Origin of the sequence: Lutibacter sp. (assembly GCF_033723435.1) — a bacterium.
Classification (GTDB): domain Bacteria; phylum Bacteroidota; class Bacteroidia; order Flavobacteriales; family Flavobacteriaceae; genus Lutibacter.
In genome coordinates this window covers 55,726-79,259 of sequence record NZ_JAWVXC010000002.1, presented here as the reverse complement: position 1 = coordinate 79,259, position 23,534 = coordinate 55,726, and the positions used below count along the sequence as shown (strand labels likewise).

The following is a 23,534-nucleotide window of genomic DNA, read 5'->3' as shown; positions in this document are numbered from 1 at the left end:
TTTTATAAAATTTTTAGCGCTTTTTTAATTAATTGAGCAACACTTAAAGTGCTGTCTTCTTTTAAAATCTTATCGATAATCTTTTCCGATTGTTTTTTAGAAAATCCTAAAACTTCTAATGCTGATAACGCTTCATTTTTATTCGTATTGTTTTGAACTACAGAAACTTCATCAGTTATATAAGTCTTTGAAATTTTATCTTTTAAATCCACCAAAACTCTTTGTGCGGTTTTAGCTCCAATTCCTTTAACCGACTGTATAATATCTACACTTCCTGATGCTATTGCATGTTGAATTTCGTCAGTTGACATTGAAGACAACATTGTTCTGGCAATACTTGGTCCTACACCTGAAACAGAAATTAATAATTTAAAAATTTCTCGTTCTGTTTTATCAATAAAACCAAATAATGTGTGTGAGTCTTCTTTTACCGATAAATAAGTGTATAAAATAACAGATTCATTATCTGTAATTTGGGAAAAAGTATTTAAAGATATATTTAAAAAATAACCTATGCCATTAGTTTCAATAATGGCATAGGTTGGATTTTTTTCTATTAAACGTCCTCTAATATGAGTTATCATATAATAACTTTTCTATTAAATCCAAATGTAATAAAATATTATTTATTTTTAGATTTTTCTTGAGCTTGTACAATAGCTATACATGCAATGTGTACCATTTCATCAACACTTGACCCAAGTGGTATTATATGAACAGGTTCTTTAAGCCCCATAATTATAGGCCCAACAGAATCCGCTTCATTAAATTCTTTCATTAATTTATAAGCTATATTGGCGGATTCTAAATTAGGAAAAACTAATCCATTTACCTTTTTACCATTTAATTTTGAAAAAGGGAATTTTTCTTTTAACATTTTAGGATTTAATGCAAAATCGGCTTGGATTTCTCCATCAACATTTATGCTTGGATGTTTTTTATGCATTATTTGAACTGCTTTTGAAACTTTTTCTGCTAAATCAGAATCTGAAGATCCAAAATTTGAAAACGACAACATTGCTATTTGCGGATCAAATCCAAACATTTTAATAGCTACACTTGTCATATAAGTAATATTAGCTAACTCTTCTGCAGTTGGATTTATATTTATAGCTGTGTCTGAAAAGAATATTGGTCCTCTTTTAGTTAACATAATATTAGTTGCTGATATTCTGTTAACCCCTCTTTGTTTTCCAATAAGTTCAATCATTGGTTTTACTACAGAAGGATAACTTCTAGTATAACCCGTAACTAAAGCATCTGCTTCTTTTTCATTAATCATCATTGCAGCAAAATAATTACGTTCGCGCATTAATTTTTCTGAAGCTAATAATGTAATTCCGTTACGTTGTCTTTTCTTCCAATAGTCATAAGCATATCTACTTCTTCTTTCAATTTCTTCATCTGATTTTGGATCAATAATAGGTAAATCAACATCAAAATTAATTTCTTTCATTAATTCTTCAATAATTTCTTTGTTACCTAATAAAATTGGTTTTCCAATTCCTTCATCATGAACAATTTGAGCTGCTTTTAACACATCTAAATGATCTGCTTCAGCAAAAACAATAGTTTTTGGATCTGTTTTGGCTTTACTCATTATCATTCTCATAAGCTTACTTCCAGTTCCTAAACGTTCCGCTAAATTATCTCTGTAAGCATCCCAATCTTTTATAGGTTCTTTTGCTACACCTGATTCCATAGCTGCTTTTGCAACAGCTGGTGGGATTTCAGTTATCAATCTTTGATCAAAAGGTTTTGGTATAATATAATCTTTTCCGAACTGAATACTAGTTTCTCCGTATGTAATATTTACTTGTTCAGGCACAGGTTCTTTAGCTAAATTTGCTAAAGCATGAACTGCTGCCAACTTCATTTCTTCATTAATTTTAGTGGATCTAACATCTAAAGCACCTCTAAAAATATAAGGAAATCCTAATACATTATTAACTTGATTAGGATAATCTGAACGTCCCGTTGCCATAATAACATCTTTTCTAGTTTTTACAGCTAAATTGTAATCTATTTCAGGATTTGGATTTGCTAAAGCAAAAACTATTGGGTTTTTAGCCATCGAAAGTAACATTTTTGGCTTTACCAAATTACCTATTGAAAGTCCTATAAAAACATCTGCTCCGATCATTGCATCTTCAAGCGTTTTTATATTTTTATCTGTAGCAAATTCTGCTTTTTGAGAAGATAAATTTTCGTTATCTTTCCTAATAACTCCTTTGCTGTCACACATTATTAAGTTTTCTCTTTTAGCTCCTAACGCTAAATATAAACGTGAGCAAGAAATTGCTGCTGCTCCTGCTCCACTAACTACTATTTTTACTTTTGAAATATCTTTTTCTGCAATTTCAATAGCGTTTTTTAATGCTGCTGCAGAAATAATAGCAGTACCATGTTGATCGTCATGCATTACAGGAATGTCTAACTCTTCTTTTAGTCTTCTTTCTATTTCAAAAGCTTCCGGTGCTTTTATATCTTCTAAATTTATACCACCAAATGTTGGAGAAATATTTTTAACTGTTTCCACAAATTTATCTACGTCTTTGGTATCAACTTCAATATCAAAAACATCGATATCTGCAAATATTTTGAATAACAATCCTTTACCTTCCATAACAGGTTTTCCTGCCATAGCTCCAATATCTCCCAACCCTAAAACTGCTGTCCCATTTGAAATTACCGCAACTAAATTACCTTTAGCGGTGTATCTATAAACATCATCTGGATTTTTTTCAATTTCCAAACAAGGTTCTGCTACTCCAGGAGAATATGCTAAAGATAAATCTCTTTGAGTAGCATATTTTTTAGTAGGTACAACTTGAATTTTTCCTGGCGTAGGCTTTTCATGATATAATAAAGCTTCGCTTCGTTTTTTAGAATTACTCATACTTTTTCTATTTGAAATCTTCATACAAAGATAGATAGATTTAAACGATTAATTAAGAATTATAGGTCTTAATTATTTGTTTTGTAACCTAAAAAACATATTATTTTTTATTGAAATTATCTTATATTCAGAAGTATTAAGTTATAACTGGTGTAGCTCCTTTACCTGAACAAATTTTAGCAGCATGCTTTACTGCTGTTTCGTGTGTTTCTTTTAAAGTTTTTTTATTTAAAATTCCCATTATCAATGCCGCTGTAAACGAATCGCCAGCACCAATAGTATCTATAACTTTAATTTTTGGCACTGAACATTTAGAAATTTCATTTTCTGTGAAAAGTATACTCCCTTTAGAGCCGTTAGTTAATGCTACTAATTTTAAACCAAATCTATTTAAAAGCTGTTTGCACGATTCTTCTTGATCTTCTTTTAAATCAAACATTTTAGTTAAAACAATTAACTCTTCATCATTTAATTTTAAAACATTTGAACATTTTAAAGTGTCTTCTATTATTTCTTTTGTGTAATAGGATGCTCTTAAGTTAATATCAAAAACTTTAAGTGCTGTTTTGGGAACTAAACTTATTGCTTTTTGAACAGTTTTTAAAGAGGTTTTAGACCTTTGCGAAAGTGTTCCATAGCAAATTGCATCTGCATTTTTTAAAGCGGGAATTGCTTCATTTTTAAGTTGGATAAAATCCCAAGCTACATTTTCATGAATTTTATACGTTGGGATTCCTTTTTTAAGTTTTACCGAAACTATTCCTGTTGGATATTTTACAATGTTTATTGCATAATTTGTATTTCTTTTTTTTAAGATTGATATAATTTCATTTCCGTAAAGATCATCTCCTACAGCACTAATTAAAAATGAATTTGCACCAAAGTAACTTGCATGATAACAAAAATTTGCTGGCGCCCCTCCTAATTCTTTACCATTAGGCAAAACATCCCACAATAATTCTCCAATACCAACTACAGTAAAAGTTTTATTTTTCATTAAAAAACAATTATTTACAATATATATTACACTTGAACTTCATGGGGTTTTATTTTGATAAACAAGGTAAAAACACCTGCTAACACTAAAAATATACCTGCTAATTTTATAATATTTATAGGATTGTTTCCTACTAAATTATATACAAAAAATTCAACTGAAAATATTTGAATAATCATAGGAATTACAATAAACATATTAAAAATCCCCATATAAACACCTGTCCTTTCTTTTGGTACAGAACCTGCTAATAATTGATATGGCATAGACATCATTGAGGCCCAAGTAACTCCAAGACCAAAAGTAAACAAATACAATGTTGGAATTTCAATATTTCCACCCTCAAAAAAATTTGGAATGGTAAAAAGCACATCAACATTACTTAAAAATGGAATACAAAAAACACTTATACCTCCTATTAATAAACTTACAAAGTGAACACCTTTTGCTCCAATTTTTCTAGCTAATGGTACTAACGCAAAGGCAACCATAAAACAAACTATATTATAAGTTCCATTAACCTGCCCTGTTAAAATTTGGGCTGTTTTAAATCCAACAGAATTTTCATTAAGTGTATTAAAAAGATTTAAAGATAATGCAGAAGTTATAAACATCCAGTAACAAAACATGGCATACCAAGAAAAAAACATTACTGGTATAAGTTGTTTCATTTGCAAAGGCATTTCTTTAATAGCTAAAGCAATATCTTTTATGGTTCTAATAATAACATTTCCTTTACTTTTTTCTTCATTTAGTTTTATCAATTCTTCTTCAGTAGGTGGATATTCTTTAGTGGTAAAAACTGAAAACAATACCGTTCCAATAGAGGCAACTGCACCAATGAAAAATGCCCAATATGTAGAAATGGGTATTCCATTTTCAAAAGTATCTGTTAATGCAAAAAAACCAAAACCAATAAGAATAGCAGGCGTAAAATTAGCCAATGTAATACCTAGCCCTGTAAAAAAACTTTGCATTAAAAATCCTAAAGAATGTTGTTCTTCGGGTAATTTATCGGAAACAAATGCACGATAAGGTTCTAATGCAATATTATTGGAAGCGTCCAAAATCCATAATAAACCAGCTGCCATCCATAAAGATCTGGAGAAAGGCATTAATATTAAAGCTATACTTGCTAATACAGCTCCTAATAGAAAATATGGTTTTCTTCTTCCAAATTTTAGAGACCAAGTCCCATCACTTAAAGCTCCAATAATAGGCTGTACTAAAAGACCTGTTACAGGGCCCGCTAACCACAATAATGGCAAATCAGCTTCATGAGCTCCTAAATATTTATAAATAGCGCTCATATTAGTTTGTTGAAGCCCAAAACTGAATTGAATTCCAAAAAATCCAAAATTCATATTCCAAATATTCCAAAAACTTAATCGTGGTTTATTGAATTTCATAATTAATTTAATCTTGTTTATTATTCTGAAAATTTAACTTGCATTTTCATTTCTAACAAATCAATAATTAGTTCAGCCCAATCATTATTTGTAATCCATTTTATATGTAAAATGTTTTCTTCTGTTTCTAACAAATGAAATTCTCCATTAAATGCATTATGATTATTTCGTAACAATATTAATTCTTTAAGTTTTTTAAAGTACGGCGTTTTCAATTGTATATTAATTTCATTTTTGCTAAAATAATGTCTATTAATATCTCTTCCTACATTTGTTTTTTCTAGTAACTCCATATCGTTACCGCCAGCAAACAAACCAACATAATATACTTGTGGTATACCTGGAATAAAAAATTGTATAGCTCTCGCTATTAAATAAGCGTTTATATCTTTACCTAACGCATCAAAATATGTACAGTTTACTTGATATAAATCGAGGTTAGAAGCTGCTGTTCCTGTAGATTTTAAACTATTATTTTCACTATTTACATGAATTTGATTTATAATTTGATTTAATGTTTCATTATCTATCAAGCCAGGCGCTTTGTTTTCAGAAGCTACATCAATAATTCCTATTCCATCATGAGTATCGAGTACCGTAATTGCATTACTTGGTCTAATTTTCAACCATTTTTTTAAATTATTTGTTTTTTTATTAAATAACGTGTCAAAAATTAATACAGGGAGTGCAAAATCATATACATAATCCACTTTTTTAGCAATAGCAATTTGTGTTTTGTAATACGAATGTATTTCAACCAAAACCTCAATATTTTTTTGCTTAGCTTTTTGAGTTAATTGTGATATAAAATCAAAGGTTTCATCAATCATAAAACATGAAGTTCCTTTTTTCTTAACAGCATAACCAGCTGCATCTAAACGAACCATTTTTACACCTGCTTTTTGAAATGTTGTTAAAATATCATCTAAATATTTTGTTGCTATTTTGCTAGTTATATCGATATCAATTTGATTACTTGTAAAGGTTGTCCAAATTAATTTATGAGTTCCATCTCCTAATTTAAATAGTGTAAAAGGAAAACCTAATCTTGGTCTAGAAATAGTTAACAAATCATTTTCTAAAGCTCCATCGGGGAAAACTTTATCAAAACTTAAAAACATAGAAGCATATTTTGATTTGTTCCCTTTATCAATATAATCTTTAAATTGATGTGATTTTGCCGAAATATGATTTACAATAACATCAGCCATTATATCTACTTCTTTACTTAATTTATTTAGATCATTCCAATCCCCAAATCTTGGGTCTATTAATTGATGATCTATTGGGTCAAAACCTGCATCTTCTCCATCTATTGGATAAAAGAAAGGCAATAAATGAATCCCTCCAAATAATCCTTTAAATTCATTTTTAAATAGACTATTTAGTTCATCTATATTTTTACATCCTAATCTATCAATATAAGTAATTAATTGAATTTGATTTTTCATGTATTAGTATTTTCTAGTTTAGTTTTGTAATACGAACAAAACAATGAAAACGGATTCTTAACAAAATCAGTTATTAAAAAAGTCGTTTTCATTGTTTTTAAATTAAATTCAAATTTTAAAATTTATATAGCAGCGAAAGAGAAAGCGATCTTCCTGGTAATGGTCTTCCTCTAACATAATTTACTTGGTTATCAATTATACTACCTTCTTCTGCTTCTGTAATACCTAAAGTGTCAAAAATATTATTAGCAGCAATATTGGCGTTTAAATTTTTAGTTATTCCTACATTAAAAAAGCCATTAACAATTACAAAACCTGGCATTACTAACTCGTTAGAATCTTGAGTATATGCTTTAGTTTGTCCTATAAAACTTAATCCTATAGCATTTTGTTTTTCACTTCCAAAATTATATGTAGGGATGATATTATACATTAAATCTGGTTGTCGTCTAGGTGTATTTCCTTTATTATCTCCAGAATTAATTTCTGCATTTGTATAGGTTAAACCTCCTCTTACATTAAAGTTACTAAAATTATATGTTCCTTCAAGTTCAACACCAAATGATTTATAATTGTTATTAATAATACTATTTGAAGTAGCTTCAAAACCTCCTTGCTCTATAGTTTTGGCGTAAAATGCAGTTGCATATAATGACCCATGCTCAAACCCGCTTTTATAACCTAATTCAGCTTGATTTATAAAATCTAAAGCGTTTATTTTACTTCCATCTAAATAATTAAGTCCAGCAAATAAAATACGATCTGCCTTTGCAGAAGCACCTCTACTATATCTTGCAAAAACAGCTTCATTATCTTTTAATTTATAATTAACCCCTAAAGAATAAGATACATAATCGTAATCATAATTAACAGGTGTAGCATTTGCATTATCTATAGCTGATACAGATTGTTCAGGCGCTGATATAGAACCATCATTATTTACATCAACTGAAGTTTGAACGGTTCCTGCAAAAGATCCATCTACAAGTCCTTTATCATATCTTAAACTACCATCAATAACAAATTTATCAGAAGTATCAATTGATATATCTACATATGGTGCTGAAACGTTGTATTGCGTATCATAGTTTCGTGTACAACAATTTCCCCAATAAGGCACTCCATAAGCATACAAACCATTTTCGCTTAACGAATTATTTGCAGCATCCATCACATTTATTAATCGCGCATTTTTATCGTTAACTTCTTGTAAATATGAATTCCATAACCAAGACATGGATACATTTTGAACTGATTTAAAATAGCCTAAAGTAATATCAACATTATCAAAAGATTTAGTTAATCTAAGGTCATCCATAAAATTATTAAAATTGTTTAATTGTGTATCAAACATATGAATTCTTGCAACTAAATCACTTCCTACTACTGGAGAACCATCATTAGCATACACTAAAGAATTCCAACCGCTTGATGCTCCTTCCGTTAATATGGTGGATGCTGTTGCAACTTCTGCTGGAAATGGAGATATAAAACCTCCTTTATTGAAAGAAAATCTTCCATTATTTTTAATTTTCCATCCATCTAATAATTCAAATGATGTTTCTACACCTAAAGAAGTAGAAATAGGATGCATACCATCTGCAATATATGATCTACGCAATTGGCCATCAGGACCTAACCCTAAGTTTTGAGTTAAAAAAGGTGTTTGAAGTGCTCCAGATGTTGCATCAAAATTTGGAGCATTACTCCAATTTGGGTTACTGTTAGTTCCTGTAACTTTTATAGGCATTGGCATATATGCTGCAGCCCTGTCATTTAAATATTTTGCATATACTCTAACATAGCCTTTTTCGAATTCTTTGGTGATGTTAAATTTAAATTGGCCTCCATTATTTGCTGTAAATCCAGGCTCTCTAACTCCTTCTCCAGCTCTATAAAAACCTCCCATATGTAAGTACAAAGATTTGCCAATAGGTGTTCCATATTCAAAATCTGTCCTAAAAGAGTTATAATCTAATCCAAATGATGTACCTATAGAACCTCCTTCAGTTTTACCTGTTTTACTAATTAAATTTATAATCGCTCCTGGTGAATTAGAGGATAATGTTGATGCTGAGCCTCCTTTTATAGCCTCTATTCTTGCTATATTAGCATCAAAACGAGTAAAAATATCGGCTGTAGCAAAAGAAATATCTCCAAACAATAATACCGGTAAACCATCTTCTTGTAATTGCACATATTTTGAACCTCCAGACGAAATTGGAACTCCTCTAACTGCTATATTAGCATTTCCTTCACCTCCTGATGATTCAGATCGAATACCTGGTATAGTTCTAAAAATTTCAGCAGTAGATCTTGGCGCAGATTCAGTAATTAATTTAGGTTTCATAGTAGTTACTGACACACTAGATTCAATTTTTGATCTAGGATTTACTACCCCAGTAATAACAACATCATCTAAAGACAATACGTCTTCTTTTAAAACAGCATCTACTGTTAAATTATCATTATTAATTGTAACAGCTTTTACAACTGTTTTAAATCCAACATATGAAAACTCCACATTAAAATCTCCTTTTTGAGAAACTTGTAAGGTGTATTTACCATCAATATCTGATATTGTACCAACATCAGTTCCTTTTAAAAGTACATTTACCCCTGGCATAGATTCCCCAAAAGCATCTTTTATCGTTCCCGAAATACTCACTTCTTGAGCAATCGTCAAATTAGTTATTAATAAGAAAAGTATATATAAATACTTACTTTTAATTAAAAAGGTTTTTTTCATAATGATTAGCTTGTTTTGATTTAACATTTTGATTTTATACTTACTACTCAAATGTATTTATTATTAAATTACAGAATTATAATATTACTATCGAAAACGTTTTCGATTTTCACGAAAACGTTTTCGATTTGTATTTTAAAGTTTTTTATACATTTGTTAAATGAAAGAAGTTACACTAAAACAAATAGCTTCAACATTAGGAATTTCAATTACTACGGTTTCAAAAGCCTTAAAAGATTATCCTGATGTTAGCCCTAAAACTAAAAAGGCGGTTATTGAATTAGCGGATAAACTTCATTTTAAACCAAATTCTTTCGCTGTAAATCTTAGAACTAAAGAATCAAAAATTATTGGATTAATTATCCCTGAAATTGTTCATCATTTTTTTTCAAGTGTTATTAATGGAATTATAGAGAAAGCTGAAAAAGAAGGATATTTAGTAATTACACTACAATCAAACGAATCTGAAGAATTAGAACAAAAACAAATAGATTTATTGTTAGGAAAAAGAGTTGATGGAATTTTAATTTCTTTATCTAATAACACCAAGAATTTAAGCTATTTACAAAAAATTATAGACCATAAAACTCCATTAGTACTATTTGATAAAATTAATAAACTTATTGATTGTTCAAAAGTAATTATTGATGATAGAGAAGCTGCTTACTCTGCCGTTTCACATTTAATAAATTCTGGATGTAAAAAAATTGCTCATTTTAGAGGCCCTTTAAACCCTCAGAATTCTATTGATCGTTTTTTAGGATATAAAAAAGCTTTGAGTGATAATAACCTAACTTTTGATAAATCATTAGTTTATACTTGTGAAAATGTAACTTTTGAAGAAGGATATAAATTTGCAAAAAAAATTCATACCGAAAATATAGATGTTGATGGGATATTTGCAATTACCGATCTTGTTGCTATTGGAGCTATAACCTATTTTAAAGAAGTTGATGTTAAAATTCCTGAACAAATATCTATTATTGGATTTAGCAACTGGTTTATGGCTTCTGTAATTACACCTTCACTTACCACAGTAGACCAGCCTGGTTATAAAATGGGTAAGTCTGCCTTAAAATTATTGCTCAAAGAAATTAAAGCCTCCAAAAAAAATAAGCTCATTAAACATAAAACAATTGTTTTACCCACAAAAGTTATCCAACGTAATTCAACTTCAATTTAGTTTTTTATAAACTTAATATTTCTTACTAATCCGTTAAACTTAGTCCTTTTTACTGCTGATTTTTTAAAAACCTTTTTAAAAACGTCTTCCGTAATTTCCTGCCAATCTTTTTTGGTCATTCCTAATAAATCTTGATGTGGATTAAATTTTTCTTCGGAATGTGGTTTTGAAAATCGGTTCCAAGGACAAACATCTTGACAAATATCACAGCCAAAAATCCAATCTTCAAATTTTCCTTTTACTGATTTTGGTAATTCATCTTTTAACTCAATGGTAAAATACGAAATACACTTACTTCCATCAATTGTATTATTTGGTAATATGGCTTCTGTTGGACAAGCATCAATACACTTTGTACAATTACCACAATGATCCGTTACAAAAGGATTATCATAAGTTAATTCCGTATCAATAATTAATTCCGCTAAAAAGAAAAAAGAACCTTTATTTTTTTGAAGTAATAATGAATTTTTACCTCTCCATCCTAAACCACTTTTTTGAGCCCAAGCGCGTTCTAAAACTGGAGCAGAATCTACAAAAGCTCTACCATTTACTTCTCCAATTGTATTTTGAACAAAAAATATAAGTTCTTTTAATTTCGATTTTAAAACATGATGATAATCTTCACCATAAGCATATTTAGCAATTTTAAAGGTATCTTCTTTTTGAGATTGTTCTGGGAAATAGTTAAAAGACAAACTTATTACCGATTTTGCGCCATCTACCAATAAACGAGGATCTAAACGCTTATCAAAATAGTTTTCCATGTATTGCATATTGCCGTGGTAGCCGTTTTTAAGCCATTGTTCTAAATTAGTTACTTCTTCTTCTAAAAAATCGGCTTTAGCAATACCACAACTTTCAAAACCTAATCGTTTTGCTTCTTGCTTAATTAAATGGGTATATGTTTTAAAATTATTCAACATATACAAAACTAAAAAAATCCCGCAATTGCGGGATTTTTATTATTACTATTTTTTCTTATCGATATAATATGTGGATTCATCTGGTTTAAAAGCTCGTTTAAACCAAAGAGGCCTTCGTTCTCCGTTTGGTCCTGGAGCTGGACGTGTCCAACTTAACCATTCTTTATACACTTCGTGAGATTTATTAGTATCTACAAAAATATCACCATAATTTTCTCCTTCGGAAGGTTTTTCAATACGAACTCTTTGATGCCAACAATGCATTCCACTAATTGGATCAGGATGAACTGCATGGGTAATGTTTTGGTGTACTCCTCCATCTTTCCAAAAAATTCTTTTAGAATCTTTATCCTCAGATTCAAAAGGTTTAATTCCTGAAATTGTGTTCATTTTCCAACCGCCATTACCATCACCTTCAATATTAACCGTATTTGTTGCCCAACGGTTTCCTATTTTATCTTGTGGTCTTCTCCAACGCCCAATATGATGCGAACAAGCTACTACGCCTGGTTTCATACTTTGGGTTACCCAAACTTTATCTATAAAATAACCTATATCCGTATTCATTTTTACCAAATCTCCCGTTTTAAATCCCCATTTAGCCGCATCATCTGGATGCATCCAAATTGGATTTCGATTGGAAATTTCTACCAGCCATTTCGCATTTCCTGAACGAGAATGTATTAATGTTGGTAATCTAAAAGTAGGAACTAAAACATACTCTCCTTTAGTTTTATCTAATACTTCATTATGAATATGACTTTTTATATATGCTGGAGTAGAGTATTCTGGCCATTTCCAATCCACCATGGTTTGCGAATAAAATTCATTTTTTCGCGAAGGTGTAGGAAATCCGACTACGGCTTTTCCATTAACCATAACTCCAATATCTTTTCCGTTTTTGGAAATTACATTGTTTTTTGGGTTAATTTCAGTGCCTTTCAACTGCTCTTCCGTTAAAGGTTTTTCATTTAATTTATAGGATTCTCCTTTTTCAATTTCAAAAGCCCCATATTTTTGCATGTATTGCAACTCTGTTATTCCTTCCTTTTTAGCTGCTTCAGGCAGTCCTTTAACTCGTTCAAAAATATATTGATAATATTCATCAATAGTAATTTTTTCTCCTGGACGATATGGCGACTCAAAATGTTTACGAATGCCCATACTTCCGTCTGGGTCAATACGCCAACTTAATTCAATCCAAAATTCATCTTCTTCCCAAACTTCTCCTGGATTTGCTTGGTATGTAAATTCAACAGGCTTTCCGTTTCTTCGAGCAGCTTCACGTAATACTGGCTGACGAAACGCAACCCAAGTTCCTCCGTGTGTTGCATAACTATTTATATCATGGCGTTCAGATGCTAACCCCATTGGCAATACAAAATCTGCATGAAAAGCTGTTTCATTCCAAGTTGGTGTTAAAGCAGTATGTAAACCGAACTTAGATTCATCTAAGAACATTTCCATCCAAGTAAATCCATCAGGATACGTCCAAACTGGATTAAATACTCTTGAAAAATACACATCCATTTTACCTCTTCCTTCTTTTAAGAAATGAGGTAACAATTGGCTCATTTCAAAAAATGCTAATGGATATTCTTTAGGAAAATGTAATTCATTCCAAACTTTTTGAGCTTTTGGTGCATTAGGTTGCGTTGGGCTAAATTTATTCCAAGAATTTGGTGAAGTTCCTCCTTTTGCTCCAACAGCGCCAGTTAAAACAGATAAAAAGTGTAAACAACGAGCAACTGCCCAACCACCTAAATTGGATGCTCCTGCAGCTCGCCAATTATGAGATGCAAATCGTTCACCTGCTTCACCAATAAGTTGTGCAATTTCAATAATATCTTTTGCTTTTACTCCAGATTCTTTTTCTGCATATTCAGGAGTAAATTCTTTATACTCCTCAATCATGGCTGCTATATAATTCTCAAAAGTTACTTCCTTATCGCTGTGCTTGGCTTCTAAATACTCTTGCCAATTAGTCCAGTTTTCTAAATAATCTCTGTTATATAATCCTTTTTGTAAGATAATTAAAGCCATAGCTAATAAAACCGCTGCTTCTGTACCTGGATAACTTGGCAACCAATAATCAGACATACTTGCTGTATTGGATAAACGAGGATCCATTGTTGCTAATTTAGCACCTTTCATTTTACCTTCAATAATACGTTGTGCATGTGGATTAAAATAATGGCCAGATTCTAAATGAGCTGAAACCAGTAAAATAAATTTTGCGTTACTATGATCAGGCGACGGCCTATCATAACCATACCATAAATTATATCCAAAACGTGCACCAGAAGAACATATATTTGTATGCGAGTTATGTCCATCTATTCCCCAACCTTGCAAAATCCAATTCATAAATTTTTCATGTCCTGGACGACCAACATGATAGGCAATTTCATTTCTTCGATCTTCTTTAATTGCTTTTCTTATTCTTGCTGCAATAGTATCTAATGCTTCATCCCATGAAATACGTTCCCATTCTCCTTCTCCTCTTTTTCCTTTACGTTTTAGTGGGAATAAAATTCTATCAGGATCTGTAATTTGATTAATCGTTGCTGGTCCTTTTGCGCAATTTCTACCTCTACTTCCTGGATGATATGGATTTCCTTCAAACTTTTTAACCTGTTGTGTTTCTTTATCAATAAAAGCAGTTAAACCACAAGCACTTTCGCAGTTAAAACAAGTTGTAGGTACAATTTGATAGGTTTTTTTCTCCTTTTTTGGCCATACTTTTGGGTTATATTCCACCCAATTATCCCATTTTTCTGGAGGAGGAAAATTCTCATATAATTGAGCTACCTCTTCGTCTGTAAAATGACGCATATCTCCATCAAATTTTTGATATCCTTCTTTATGTAAATTAGGAATTATTCCTAATTTTTCTGCCATATTTTCTATAAACGATGGTTTTTTATATCCCATGATTTTTTATTTTAAGTTATGCTAGCGGAATTCTTTGTGGAGCTTCCACCCAGATTTTCTCAGTAATTAAAATTCCTATTAATACACATATTGCTGAGGCAACTAGTACTAATTCTCCTGTACCAAAAAACATTAACGCCAATGGAATTAAGTTTCCTATTAATACCGTAATCATCCAAAATAGATTTTTATATCTTCCTTTTGTTATCATTTTAACCACAGTTTTAGCTGCTGTTGTTGGATGTGTTATAGTTAATTCGGTTACCAATGTAAATAAGTTAACTACCAATGCAATTATCATAGTGTTTTTTAGAATACTCATCCAGCTTTCATTACCAAATATTAAAGATGTAATTACAAAAATTGCTGTACCTGCCATAACACTGTGTACTAACATATGTAATGGTAAAGTTGGACTTTGCCAAAAATCACGCCCTTTTGCTTGTGCAAATAAGAATGCTGTATAAATTGCTAGCAATATTGCAAAAATTGCAGTTACCCATAACAATATAGTTTCTCCTTGTTTGATATTAAAGAAAGACATTGCTCCCCAAACAGTTACTAATAGTCCAAAAACAGTGATAGTATAACCACCTTTTACTAACCAAGAATTCCATTGAGGACGTAATAAAACGTTCAAGAATCTATCTGGTCTATCCAAATCCATTACCAAGAACAATCCTGTTAAAGCTAAAAATGTTAAAGAAATTCCTGCTGACCATAATTTTGCAGTTGTAGAAACTTCATAACCTAACATAATAGCTAAAAATGGAATTAAAAATGCTCCTGCTGCAATAGCTTTAGTAAACACATATGTGGAAACTTCCCAACCCCATAAAATACCTTTATCTGGTGTATCATAAACTCTACGAGCTTTACCCGTTAATACATCTATATAATTTGGATTTTCTGTTTCCTTTTTTTGATATGCTGCTTGAATATCATTATCAATAGTCATTTGTAACAAATCTACATCACCATTGGTATGCATCATTTTTTCAGCTGACTTTGCAAAATGTCCAACACCACGTGCTTGTGAATTCCATAAACTTGGCCCTGATTTATCTGTAGCTTCAGGAACCAATGAAGCGTCATCTCCATCAATATAAAATAAATTAGGATTTGTTCCTTTTTCAGGCTTTCTCACTTTTACAGCTTGACGAGCAAGTAATTGAGAGATTTCTGTTGTTGGGTTTTCCATATCTCCTGCAATAATTGCGTGTTCTGGACAAACCGTAACACAAGCTGGTTCTCTACCAACTTCAATTCGATGAGAACAATAATTACATTTAGCTGCAGTATTATTATCTGGATCAATATATAAGGCATCGTAAGGGCAAGCTTGCATACACGATTTACAACCAATACACCTGTTATTATCAAAATCTACAATACCATCTTCACGAGTATATAAAGCTTCTACAGGGCAAATTTCAACACAAGGCGCATCAGTACAATGATTACAACGCATTACTGAAAATATTCGTCTTGTGTCTGGAAATTCTCCTTTCTCTATTTGCTTAACATACGTTCTGTTTACTCCAACAGCCACATCGTGTTCTGATTTACAGGCTGTAGTACAAGCATGACAACCAATACATTTTCGATTATCAATTATAAAACCGTACTTCATAGTTTATTTTAAAAGTTAGAATTGAACAAAAATACTTATTGATATTATTAGCTTTGTGATTAAAATCACATTAGATATTATTTAGAATTAATATAAATAATAGCGGTCTCATTTTCTGAAAATTGGTTTATCTTTGCATAAATTTATACATTTTTAATGACAATACATCTATTATTTTTTGGAATTACTGCAGATTTAGTTGGAAGTAATAGTTTTGACTATACTATTCATAAACCTATTAGTATTCAAAAGTTTAAAGAACAATTAGTGAACGATTATAAAGTATTAAAAAATATAAACGATTTTGCAATTGCAGTTAATGAAGAATATGCAACTGATGAATTAATTTTACAAAACAATGATGAAGTTGCTATAATTCCTCCAGTTAGTGGTGGATAAAAATTACTAAATCTTAAATTTATTATTTGTGGATAAAATTTCAATAAAAATTACCAATAAAAAACTCAACTTACAGGATTGTTATGATTTTGTAGATGACCCTTCTTGTGGCGGAATTGTAACTTTTATTGGTACTGTCCGAAATTCAACAAAAAACAAAACTGTTAATTTATTAGATTTTAGTGCTTACGAACCAATGGCAATAAAAGAAATGGAGAAAATTGCAGAAAAGGCTTTGAAAAAATTTTCAGTTTTTAAAATTGCTATTCATCATGCAATTGGAGAATTACAAATTGGCGATATTCCTGTAATTATTGCAGTTTCATCGGCTCACAGAAAAGCAGCTTTTGATGCTTGTGAATATGCTATTGATACTTTAAAAGAAACCGTTCCTATTTGGAAAAAAGAACATTTTGATGATGGTGAAGTTTGGGTAAATTCACATCCTTAAACAATTTTCATTTTTGCTAATAAAAAAGAAGCATTCATATTTTTACAAATACCTCTTTTTAATTTGTAATCAAAATTTAATTCATCATTGATAATCTCAGCATCAAAATAATAATTTTTAACTTCTGGTAATTCATTTTCAATTTCACACAAACTTAAATCATGTGTAGCAATAATTCCAGTAGATTTAGATTCAACCAACTTTTGTACAAATTTTTTAGAACCAATTGCTTTATCCGTACTATTAGTGCCCTTCAGTATTTCATCTAACACAATAAAATAATCTTCGTTTTCAATTTTATCCACAATAAATTTCAATCGTTTTAATTCCGAAAAGAAATAAGATTCATTATCTACCAAAGAATCTAAAGAACGCATGCTAGTAATTAATTTTATTGGAGCATATTTAAATTTGTCTGCGCAAACAGGCAAACCAACATTTGCCATAACAATTGCCATAGAAACAGTTCTTAAAAAAGTACTTTTACCAGCCATATTTGCACCTGTAATAACAAAAAATTGATGATTTTCAATTTTAAAATCATTAGATATTCTACTAGTATCTTTAATTAAAACATGACCCAATTTTTTAGACTCAATTCCTTTTTTGTTGGAATTAATTTCAGGAAAAACATATGTTGGATGATTAAAAACAAAATTAGCCAACGAATTTTGTGCATCAAAAAAAGTGATTACTTTAAACCAAGCATCAACTTTCTCATGGTAGCTATTTATCCATTTTTCAATTTTATAACTTTGCTGTAAATCCCACAATAAAAATCCATTTACCAAAGGCCCCACAATTAAATTATTGCGCTGATCTAATGCATCTAATAATTTTGAAAATTTAGCAACAATTTTAGATGCTTTTTCTACTTCAGTTTGAATTTCTTGTTGTTTTTCTTTTAAAATTTCTGAAGAAAATGAAGTAGTTTCTATTTCATTTAACAATTTATAATATTGTTGAAAAGTATCTTTGGCATTGCTGGCGTATTTATACAATATGTTTACCTTTTTATAAAATGATCCCACAATTCCTAAACCAAATAAAAACCATAACAGTAAAATTTTAGAAGGGATAATTTGAAAACTGGTTAGTATAATTAGAATGAATGAAACTAACGAAAATATAGTTGGTAAAACAGCAACATATTTAGGAAAAACCAATTTGTAATTACGAAACCAATCCATCAAGTTTTCTACTGGATATTCAACTTTAACTAAACTGGCTAATGCTGAAAATTGCTGCCTCCAACTTACTTTTTTACTCAATTCAATTATTCCTTCTTGCTTCTTCTTAATACCAGAAATATTATTTTCTGTTAAGTAATTGGCTAACTTCTTTTTCCCTTCGCTAGTAGCAGTTCTATTACAATATTGAAAAAATGATCCTTTTCCAAACAAATCGATATCATAACTATAAAAATGTAAATGATCTGTGAACTCGGTTCCTTGATCTAAGGATAAATAATCTCCATTTAAAACGTTAATTTCTGTGTTATTTATTTCAAGTAAAGCAGCATTAAAATTGCTTTTATACTGTAATTTGGTGTGTCTTAAAATTAAAAAAAAGAATAATGCTATTCCTATTATTGAAATTAAAACCATCATTTGAATATTTCTAAAAAAGAAATAGTTACCATAAATAATGCCTAAAAAAACAACTATCCGTAGTGTGCTTGATATTGCTAATTGCTGTTTTAAATCAGCTAATTTTTTCTCAAATACTAATTTTTGTGCGGTATAAAACTCTATTGGATTTTGCATTTAATAATTTGTTGTACCTCCGGATAAACTTAAAACGGATAGTTTTGGATATTTTTCTTTTAATCTTAATGCAATATCATAACTTGTAATTCCCTTTTTACAAACAATAATATATTCCTTATCAAAATTTGGAATAAATTTTTCTACATCAAAATTTTTATATGGAATATTTTGATGAACTTTAAAAGGTAATTTAAAATCTGTGTGATTTAAAATACTAATAATTTGAATATTATTATTAGTCATTTTCCTTTTAAAATCTTCTACTGAAATGGTTAAATTTTCGTCTTGTGATTCACAATACTCTTCTAAATAATCTGATTCCTTAAAGATTTCAGAAATATTTAATGTGTTATTTTTCTTTAATTTTAATTTGAATTGAGAGTTTTCAAGCGCATTATAAATAAGCAATTGATTTACCAGTAAATTACCCTTTTTAGTAATTAATTTTATAACTTCATTTACTTGCATAAGTGCAATAATACCAACAATAGGATTTAAAGTGCCAGCTTCTTCACAATTTGGAATTTCAGTAGTTATTTTAGGAAAAGCATCTCGTAAATTACATGAATAATTCCCTTGATTATCTTTCACATTAAAAGTAGCTACATAACCGTCGAACTTGTATAATGAGCCGTAAACCACAGGTTTTTTAGTTAAAACACAAGCGTCATTTATTAAATATTTTATTGGTAAATTATCGGTTGCTTCAACAATTACATCGTATTTAGAAACCAAATTTAAAATAGTATCTTTTTCAACAGATGTATTGGTATAAGTAACCTTTGTGAAAGGGGCTCTTTCTTTTATTGCTTCTGCTAAAATTTCAGCTTTTGGTTGCCCAACATCTTTTACTTTATAAAAAACTTGTCGATGTAAATTTGAAACCGAAACCGTATCAAAATCCACTAAATGAAGCTCTCCAATTCCACTAGTTGCAAGATAAATTGCAATTGGACTTCCTAATCCTCCACAACCAACAACTAAAACTTTTGCTTTTTGTAAAAGTACTTGTCCTTTTTCTCCTATTTCAGATAAAGTTGTTTGCCTTTGAAAATAACTTTCTTTATTCAAATTCATTGTGGTTTAATTTATTAAAACCTGTTTCGTTTAAATAGTATTTCTCATCTTTAATAATATAATAGTTTTTTAACTTATTAAGATATTTTAAATACTGTAAATCACCGAATCCATAAACGGTTTTACTACGTTGCCAATCTAACAATTTTTTTAGAATTTCATTGGATGTAAAATTCCCTGAATTTATAATATCAATTATTTTATTTTCAATTTGATTTAATCCATTTTTTTTAGGAAAGCGTTCTAAATGCTGTTTTAAAGCTTCTTGTAAATAAGGAAATTTACTAGATTTATTAAAATTAAATTTAGCTATTTCGTCTTTATTATTTCTTACAAAAACATTCCAACATTCATTTGTAAATACTAAATCGTTTCTGGTTAGTTTTACTTTGTTAGCATACAATTCTAAATATTCATCTGAAGAATAATCCGATAAAGTCTGTAAGCTTTTTTCTCCTTTTTTATTACCAACACACACTAAAAAATATCGATTATCTTTTCTATAATTTTTTAGCAAATACGTGCAAACTGCAAGCATATTTATTTGACAAAACAAATCGTATTCAAACCATAAAACAACTTCGTCATAAGAGCTTCCATCTTCTAGCTGAACCAAAGGTTTGATTGATTTATCAAAATAGGTTAGTTTATCTGTTTGAAATTCTTTTTCAAAAAATTCATATCTGCTTTTAAAAAAAGAATCGCTACCAACATCTTCTTTTAAAAATCCTTCACAAAGCATTTCATTAAATACAATTACTTTGCCTGTTAATTTAACCTCATCAAATATTTTAGCCGTACTATCTCCATTAAGTACGTGAATAATTTTATTCATTGATTTCCTTATGAGCTGCTTTAAATTCTTCTGGAGTATTTATGTTTCTAATTAAATCATCATCCACTTCAATTATTTCCGTATCTGCATTTATTAAAGCTTTTCGCGGACAAGAATATCCTTGAGCTAAATAATTAAGCAATAATGTATAACTTTTTGGCTCCCAAATGGTAATTAATGGTTCTGGGAACTCTTTTCCTTTTCCTTTAATTGTAGTTGCTGCTTTTGATGGATTTCTATGTTTTAATAATTTTTGTATTAATGCATCATTTACAAAAGGTAAATCTGTTGCTAAAACCAACCAAGCCACATTTGGATTGGATTGAAAAGCCGAACAAATTGCTCCAAAAGGGCCTAATCCTATAAATTTGTCAATTACTTTGTTTTCAATGATAATTTCTTGTTCTTCTCTAACAGATAAATAAGTTTTAAGATGATTTTTTTCTAGCAAATCAATAGCAACATCTCTTTGATTTTTACCATAAAAATTAAGAGTTCCTTTGTCGGTTCCCATTCGTGTACTTTTGCCTCCAGCAAGCACTAGACCTTGAATAGGTGCTATTTTTTCCTGAATTAAACTTTCTATATGATTGGTAATTTTATCTATTTCAGAAATAGCATAACATTTTAAATTTTTAATTAACGGATTTTTATCTAATAAGAAATCAAAATACTTAGCATCTTCCGTAAGTTTAACTACAAACTGCACATTGGTTAACTGATCTATTCGTTTTAAAACAGAAGCTTCTTTTTCATTATCTAAAACTAAAATTTGTTTAGCTGCCTGATAATGATTTCCATTGATAAACAGAAAATCGTATTGCGAAAATTGAATTCTTTGATTGAATTTATTAATATTTCCAATGCCATTTATGGCTACATTTCCATTTGGACTAAACGTAAATTTTTCAACTATTTGTTTGCTTTCGTCTTTTGCGTGTGAAGCATCAAAATAAGCTAATTTGTATTTTGATAATTGTTCTGAAATTTCATTTACTAATTTTGAAACTTCATTACATTTTGTTCCAACAATTGCAATTTCGTTTGGTGCAAAATTATCGTTATTACGCAAAACTAATTTTGCATGTTTTTGATGTTTACTCATTATTTATATCGCTTTTACCTCCTGATTTTTTCATCAATTTAACTTCTTTAATTACCATTTTTTGTGATATTGCTTTACACATATCGTATACCGTTAAAGCAGCAATATTTGCACCTGTCAAGGCTTCCATTTCAACGCCTGTTTTCCCTTCAATAGAAACTTCACAAATAATTTCAATATGCTCGCTATCAATAATTTGAATATCAATATCAGTTCCATTAATTAATAAAGGGTGGCACATTGGAATAAGTTCTGATGTTTTTTTAACTGCCTGAATTCCTGAAATAATAGCTGTTTGAAAAACTGGTCCCTTTTTGGTAATTATATCTTCACTTTTAAAATGAGAAATAATTTCACTTCCTAAAAACATGGTAGCTTTTGCCGTTGCTTTTCGTTTTGTGATTTTTTTATCCCCAACATTTACCATTTTTGGGTTATTTTCTTCGTTTATGTGCGTAAATTCTTTTTTCATAATAAAAACTTCTCTTTATAAGCAATAAAGAAATTCTATCTATACGTTATAATCGGAAAAATTTCTCCTTTTGTAAAATTACTTTTATCATCTGGCAATTCCAAAAAAGCATCTGCATCTACTAAATTAGCCAAATCTCCTGAACCTTTTCCAGAAACTGGAATTGCCATTAATTTTCCTTCAATATTCTTTAAAGTAACTTGTAAAAAATAGGTCAAATCTGGTTTAAAATAAAAATCTTCTGCTAAAATAGCTTTATTTTCATTTTCTAAATTTAAACCAACCGATTTTTGATGCCAAGGATAAAAATATTTTAAACAGCTTACATAAGTGGAAACTGGATTTCCCGGAAATGCAAACACAGTTTTGGTTCCTTTTTTACCAAACCAAAAAGGTTTTCCTGGACGCTGTTTAACTCTGTGAAATAATTTTTTTACTCCTAAATTATTTAAAACCTCAGGAATAAAATCTAGTTTACCTTTAGACACCGCTCCACTAAAAAGCAACACATCAAATTCATTTAAATAAGTTTCAATTTTTTGGATTAATATTTCTTTATCATCTTGAATATGAGCAGTTTTTGCATCTATATTTAAATTGTTTAAATGAGCTACTAAAGTAAAAACATTACTTCTTCTAATTTGAAAATCTGCTGGTTTTTCAGCAACCTCAACCAATTCATTTCCAGTAGAAATAATCATTACTTTAGGTTGTTTAGCTACTTTAACCTGAGTTTTACCAACAGTTGCAAAAACACCAATTTCAGCTGCAGATATTTTAGTGTTTTGCTTGATTAAAATATCTCCTTGTTTTCTATCTAGTCCTTTTTTATGAATGTTTTGAAAATCTTTAATAGCATCCGTTTGTAACGTAGCTATTCCATTTTCAATTTTTAATAACTCGTATTGTACAACAGCATCTGTATTTTTTGGCAAAACTGCACCAGTCATTGCTTCTAAACAATTATTAGAATCTTTTAGAGTTTTCTGAGCATCTCCTGCAGCTTGAATTCCTTCAATTTTAAAACAGGTTTGTCCATTTTTAAATGCCTCAGAATTTATAGCAATTCCGTCCATACTTACACGATTAAATGGCGGAAAATCTCTATCTGCAACTATATTTTCTTTTAAAACACGCCCTAAAGATTTTTCAAAATCAATTATTTCGGTTCCAAAATCTTGTGTATTGTTTAAAATAATATCTAAAGCATCTTTTACTGTTGTTAGGCTCATTATTTATATTTTT

The 23,534-nt window shown here is 29.8% G+C and carries 18 protein-coding genes; 3 read left to right on the top strand and 15 right to left on the bottom strand.

The window, feature by feature from the left end; genetic code table 11:
- Positions 1–2: 2 nt before the first annotated feature.
- The 6 genes from ruvA to R3342_RS03180 form a co-directional block, all read right to left on the bottom strand.
- The gene (gene ruvA / locus R3342_RS03205) at positions 3–584 is read right to left on the bottom strand and encodes a Holliday junction branch migration protein RuvA (protein ID WP_318938231.1); all 582 of its coding nucleotides are present in this window, start codon (positions 582–584) and stop codon (positions 3–5) included.
- 38 nt (positions 585–622) lie between these two features.
- Entirely contained in the window at positions 623–2,899 is a 2,277-nt protein-coding gene (locus R3342_RS03200; protein WP_318938230.1) for an NADP-dependent malic enzyme, read from the bottom strand.
- Between the two features lie 136 nt (positions 2,900–3,035).
- On the bottom strand, positions 3,036–3,896 hold the full coding sequence (locus R3342_RS03195) for a carbohydrate kinase (RefSeq protein ID WP_318938229.1): 861 nt from the start codon (positions 3,894–3,896) through the stop codon (positions 3,036–3,038).
- A gap of 26 nt (positions 3,897–3,922) precedes the next feature.
- Positions 3,923–5,305, bottom strand: coding sequence for an MFS transporter (locus R3342_RS03190; protein ID WP_318938228.1), 1,383 nt, complete (start codon positions 5,303–5,305; stop codon positions 3,923–3,925).
- Positions 5,306–5,325: 20 nt separating this feature from the next.
- On the bottom strand, positions 5,326–6,756 hold the full coding sequence (gtfA, locus tag R3342_RS03185) for a sucrose phosphorylase (protein ID WP_318938227.1): 1,431 nt from the start codon (positions 6,754–6,756) through the stop codon (positions 5,326–5,328).
- 115 nt (positions 6,757–6,871) lie between these two features.
- Positions 6,872–9,505: a TonB-dependent receptor gene (locus R3342_RS03180; RefSeq protein WP_318938226.1), complete on the bottom strand. Its 2,634-nt coding sequence runs from the start codon at positions 9,503–9,505 to the stop codon at positions 6,872–6,874.
- Between the two features lie 160 nt (positions 9,506–9,665).
- Between R3342_RS03180 and R3342_RS03175 the strand changes: the two genes are divergently transcribed.
- Positions 9,666–10,688 carry a LacI family DNA-binding transcriptional regulator gene (locus R3342_RS03175; RefSeq protein WP_318938225.1) on the top strand — a complete coding sequence of 341 codons (1,023 nt, stop codon included), beginning with the start codon at positions 9,666–9,668 and terminating at the stop codon, positions 10,686–10,688.
- Here the strand turns inward: R3342_RS03175 and queG are convergent.
- From queG to nrfD, 3 genes are read right to left on the bottom strand one after another with little or no spacing between them, the layout of a single operon-like run.
- Complete coding sequence (gene queG / locus R3342_RS03170; RefSeq protein ID WP_318938224.1) at positions 10,685–11,614, bottom strand: tRNA epoxyqueuosine(34) reductase QueG; 930 nt, start codon at positions 11,612–11,614, stop codon at positions 10,685–10,687. The genes R3342_RS03175 and queG overlap by 4 nt on opposite strands.
- A 45-nt stretch (positions 11,615–11,659) precedes the next feature.
- On the bottom strand, positions 11,660–14,548 hold the full coding sequence (locus R3342_RS03165; RefSeq protein ID WP_318938223.1) for a molybdopterin-dependent oxidoreductase: 2,889 nt from the start codon (positions 14,546–14,548) through the stop codon (positions 11,660–11,662).
- A 16-nt stretch (positions 14,549–14,564) separates the two neighbouring features.
- The gene (gene nrfD / locus R3342_RS03160) at positions 14,565–16,181 is read right to left on the bottom strand and encodes an NrfD/PsrC family molybdoenzyme membrane anchor subunit (protein ID WP_318938222.1); all 1,617 of its coding nucleotides are present in this window, start codon (positions 16,179–16,181) and stop codon (positions 14,565–14,567) included.
- A gap of 156 nt (positions 16,182–16,337) precedes the next feature.
- Between nrfD and R3342_RS03155 the strand changes: the two genes are divergently transcribed.
- Both R3342_RS03155 and R3342_RS03150 read left to right on the top strand, forming a co-directional pair.
- Entirely contained in the window at positions 16,338–16,580 is a 243-nt protein-coding gene (locus R3342_RS03155) for a MoaD/ThiS family protein (protein ID WP_318938221.1), read from the top strand.
- 28 nt (positions 16,581–16,608) lie between these two features.
- Positions 16,609–17,031 (top strand): molybdenum cofactor biosynthesis protein MoaE, encoded by a 423-nt coding sequence (locus R3342_RS03150; RefSeq protein ID WP_318938220.1) that lies wholly within the window; start codon positions 16,609–16,611, stop codon positions 17,029–17,031.
- Here R3342_RS03150 and R3342_RS03145 read toward each other — a convergent pair.
- The 6 genes from R3342_RS03145 to R3342_RS03120 are packed head-to-tail and all read right to left on the bottom strand — an operon-like array spanning position 17,028 to position 23,521.
- Positions 17,028–18,797: a MutS-related protein gene (locus R3342_RS03145; protein ID WP_318938219.1), complete on the bottom strand. Its 1,770-nt coding sequence runs from the start codon at positions 18,795–18,797 to the stop codon at positions 17,028–17,030. The genes R3342_RS03150 and R3342_RS03145 overlap by 4 nt on opposite strands.
- Positions 18,798–19,877: a HesA/MoeB/ThiF family protein gene (locus tag R3342_RS03140; RefSeq protein WP_318938218.1), complete on the bottom strand. Its 1,080-nt coding sequence runs from the start codon at positions 19,875–19,877 to the stop codon at positions 18,798–18,800. It abuts the gene before it with no gap.
- Positions 19,864–20,712: a DUF1835 domain-containing protein gene (locus R3342_RS03135; protein WP_318938217.1), complete on the bottom strand. Its 849-nt coding sequence runs from the start codon at positions 20,710–20,712 to the stop codon at positions 19,864–19,866. Before R3342_RS03135 ends, R3342_RS03140 begins: the two co-directional genes overlap by 14 nt.
- Positions 20,705–21,817, bottom strand: coding sequence for an NTP transferase domain-containing protein (locus tag R3342_RS03130; RefSeq protein ID WP_318938216.1), 1,113 nt, complete (start codon positions 21,815–21,817; stop codon positions 20,705–20,707). The genes R3342_RS03135 and R3342_RS03130 overlap by 8 nt, the downstream gene beginning before the upstream one ends.
- The gene (gene moaC, locus R3342_RS03125) at positions 21,810–22,289 is read right to left on the bottom strand and encodes a cyclic pyranopterin monophosphate synthase MoaC (protein WP_318938215.1); all 480 of its coding nucleotides are present in this window, start codon (positions 22,287–22,289) and stop codon (positions 21,810–21,812) included. The genes R3342_RS03130 and moaC overlap by 8 nt, the downstream gene beginning before the upstream one ends.
- 35 nt (positions 22,290–22,324) lie before the next feature.
- Positions 22,325–23,521 (bottom strand): molybdopterin molybdotransferase MoeA, encoded by a 1,197-nt coding sequence (locus R3342_RS03120; protein ID WP_318938214.1) that lies wholly within the window; start codon positions 23,519–23,521, stop codon positions 22,325–22,327.
- Between the last annotated feature and the right edge of the window lie 13 nt (positions 23,522–23,534).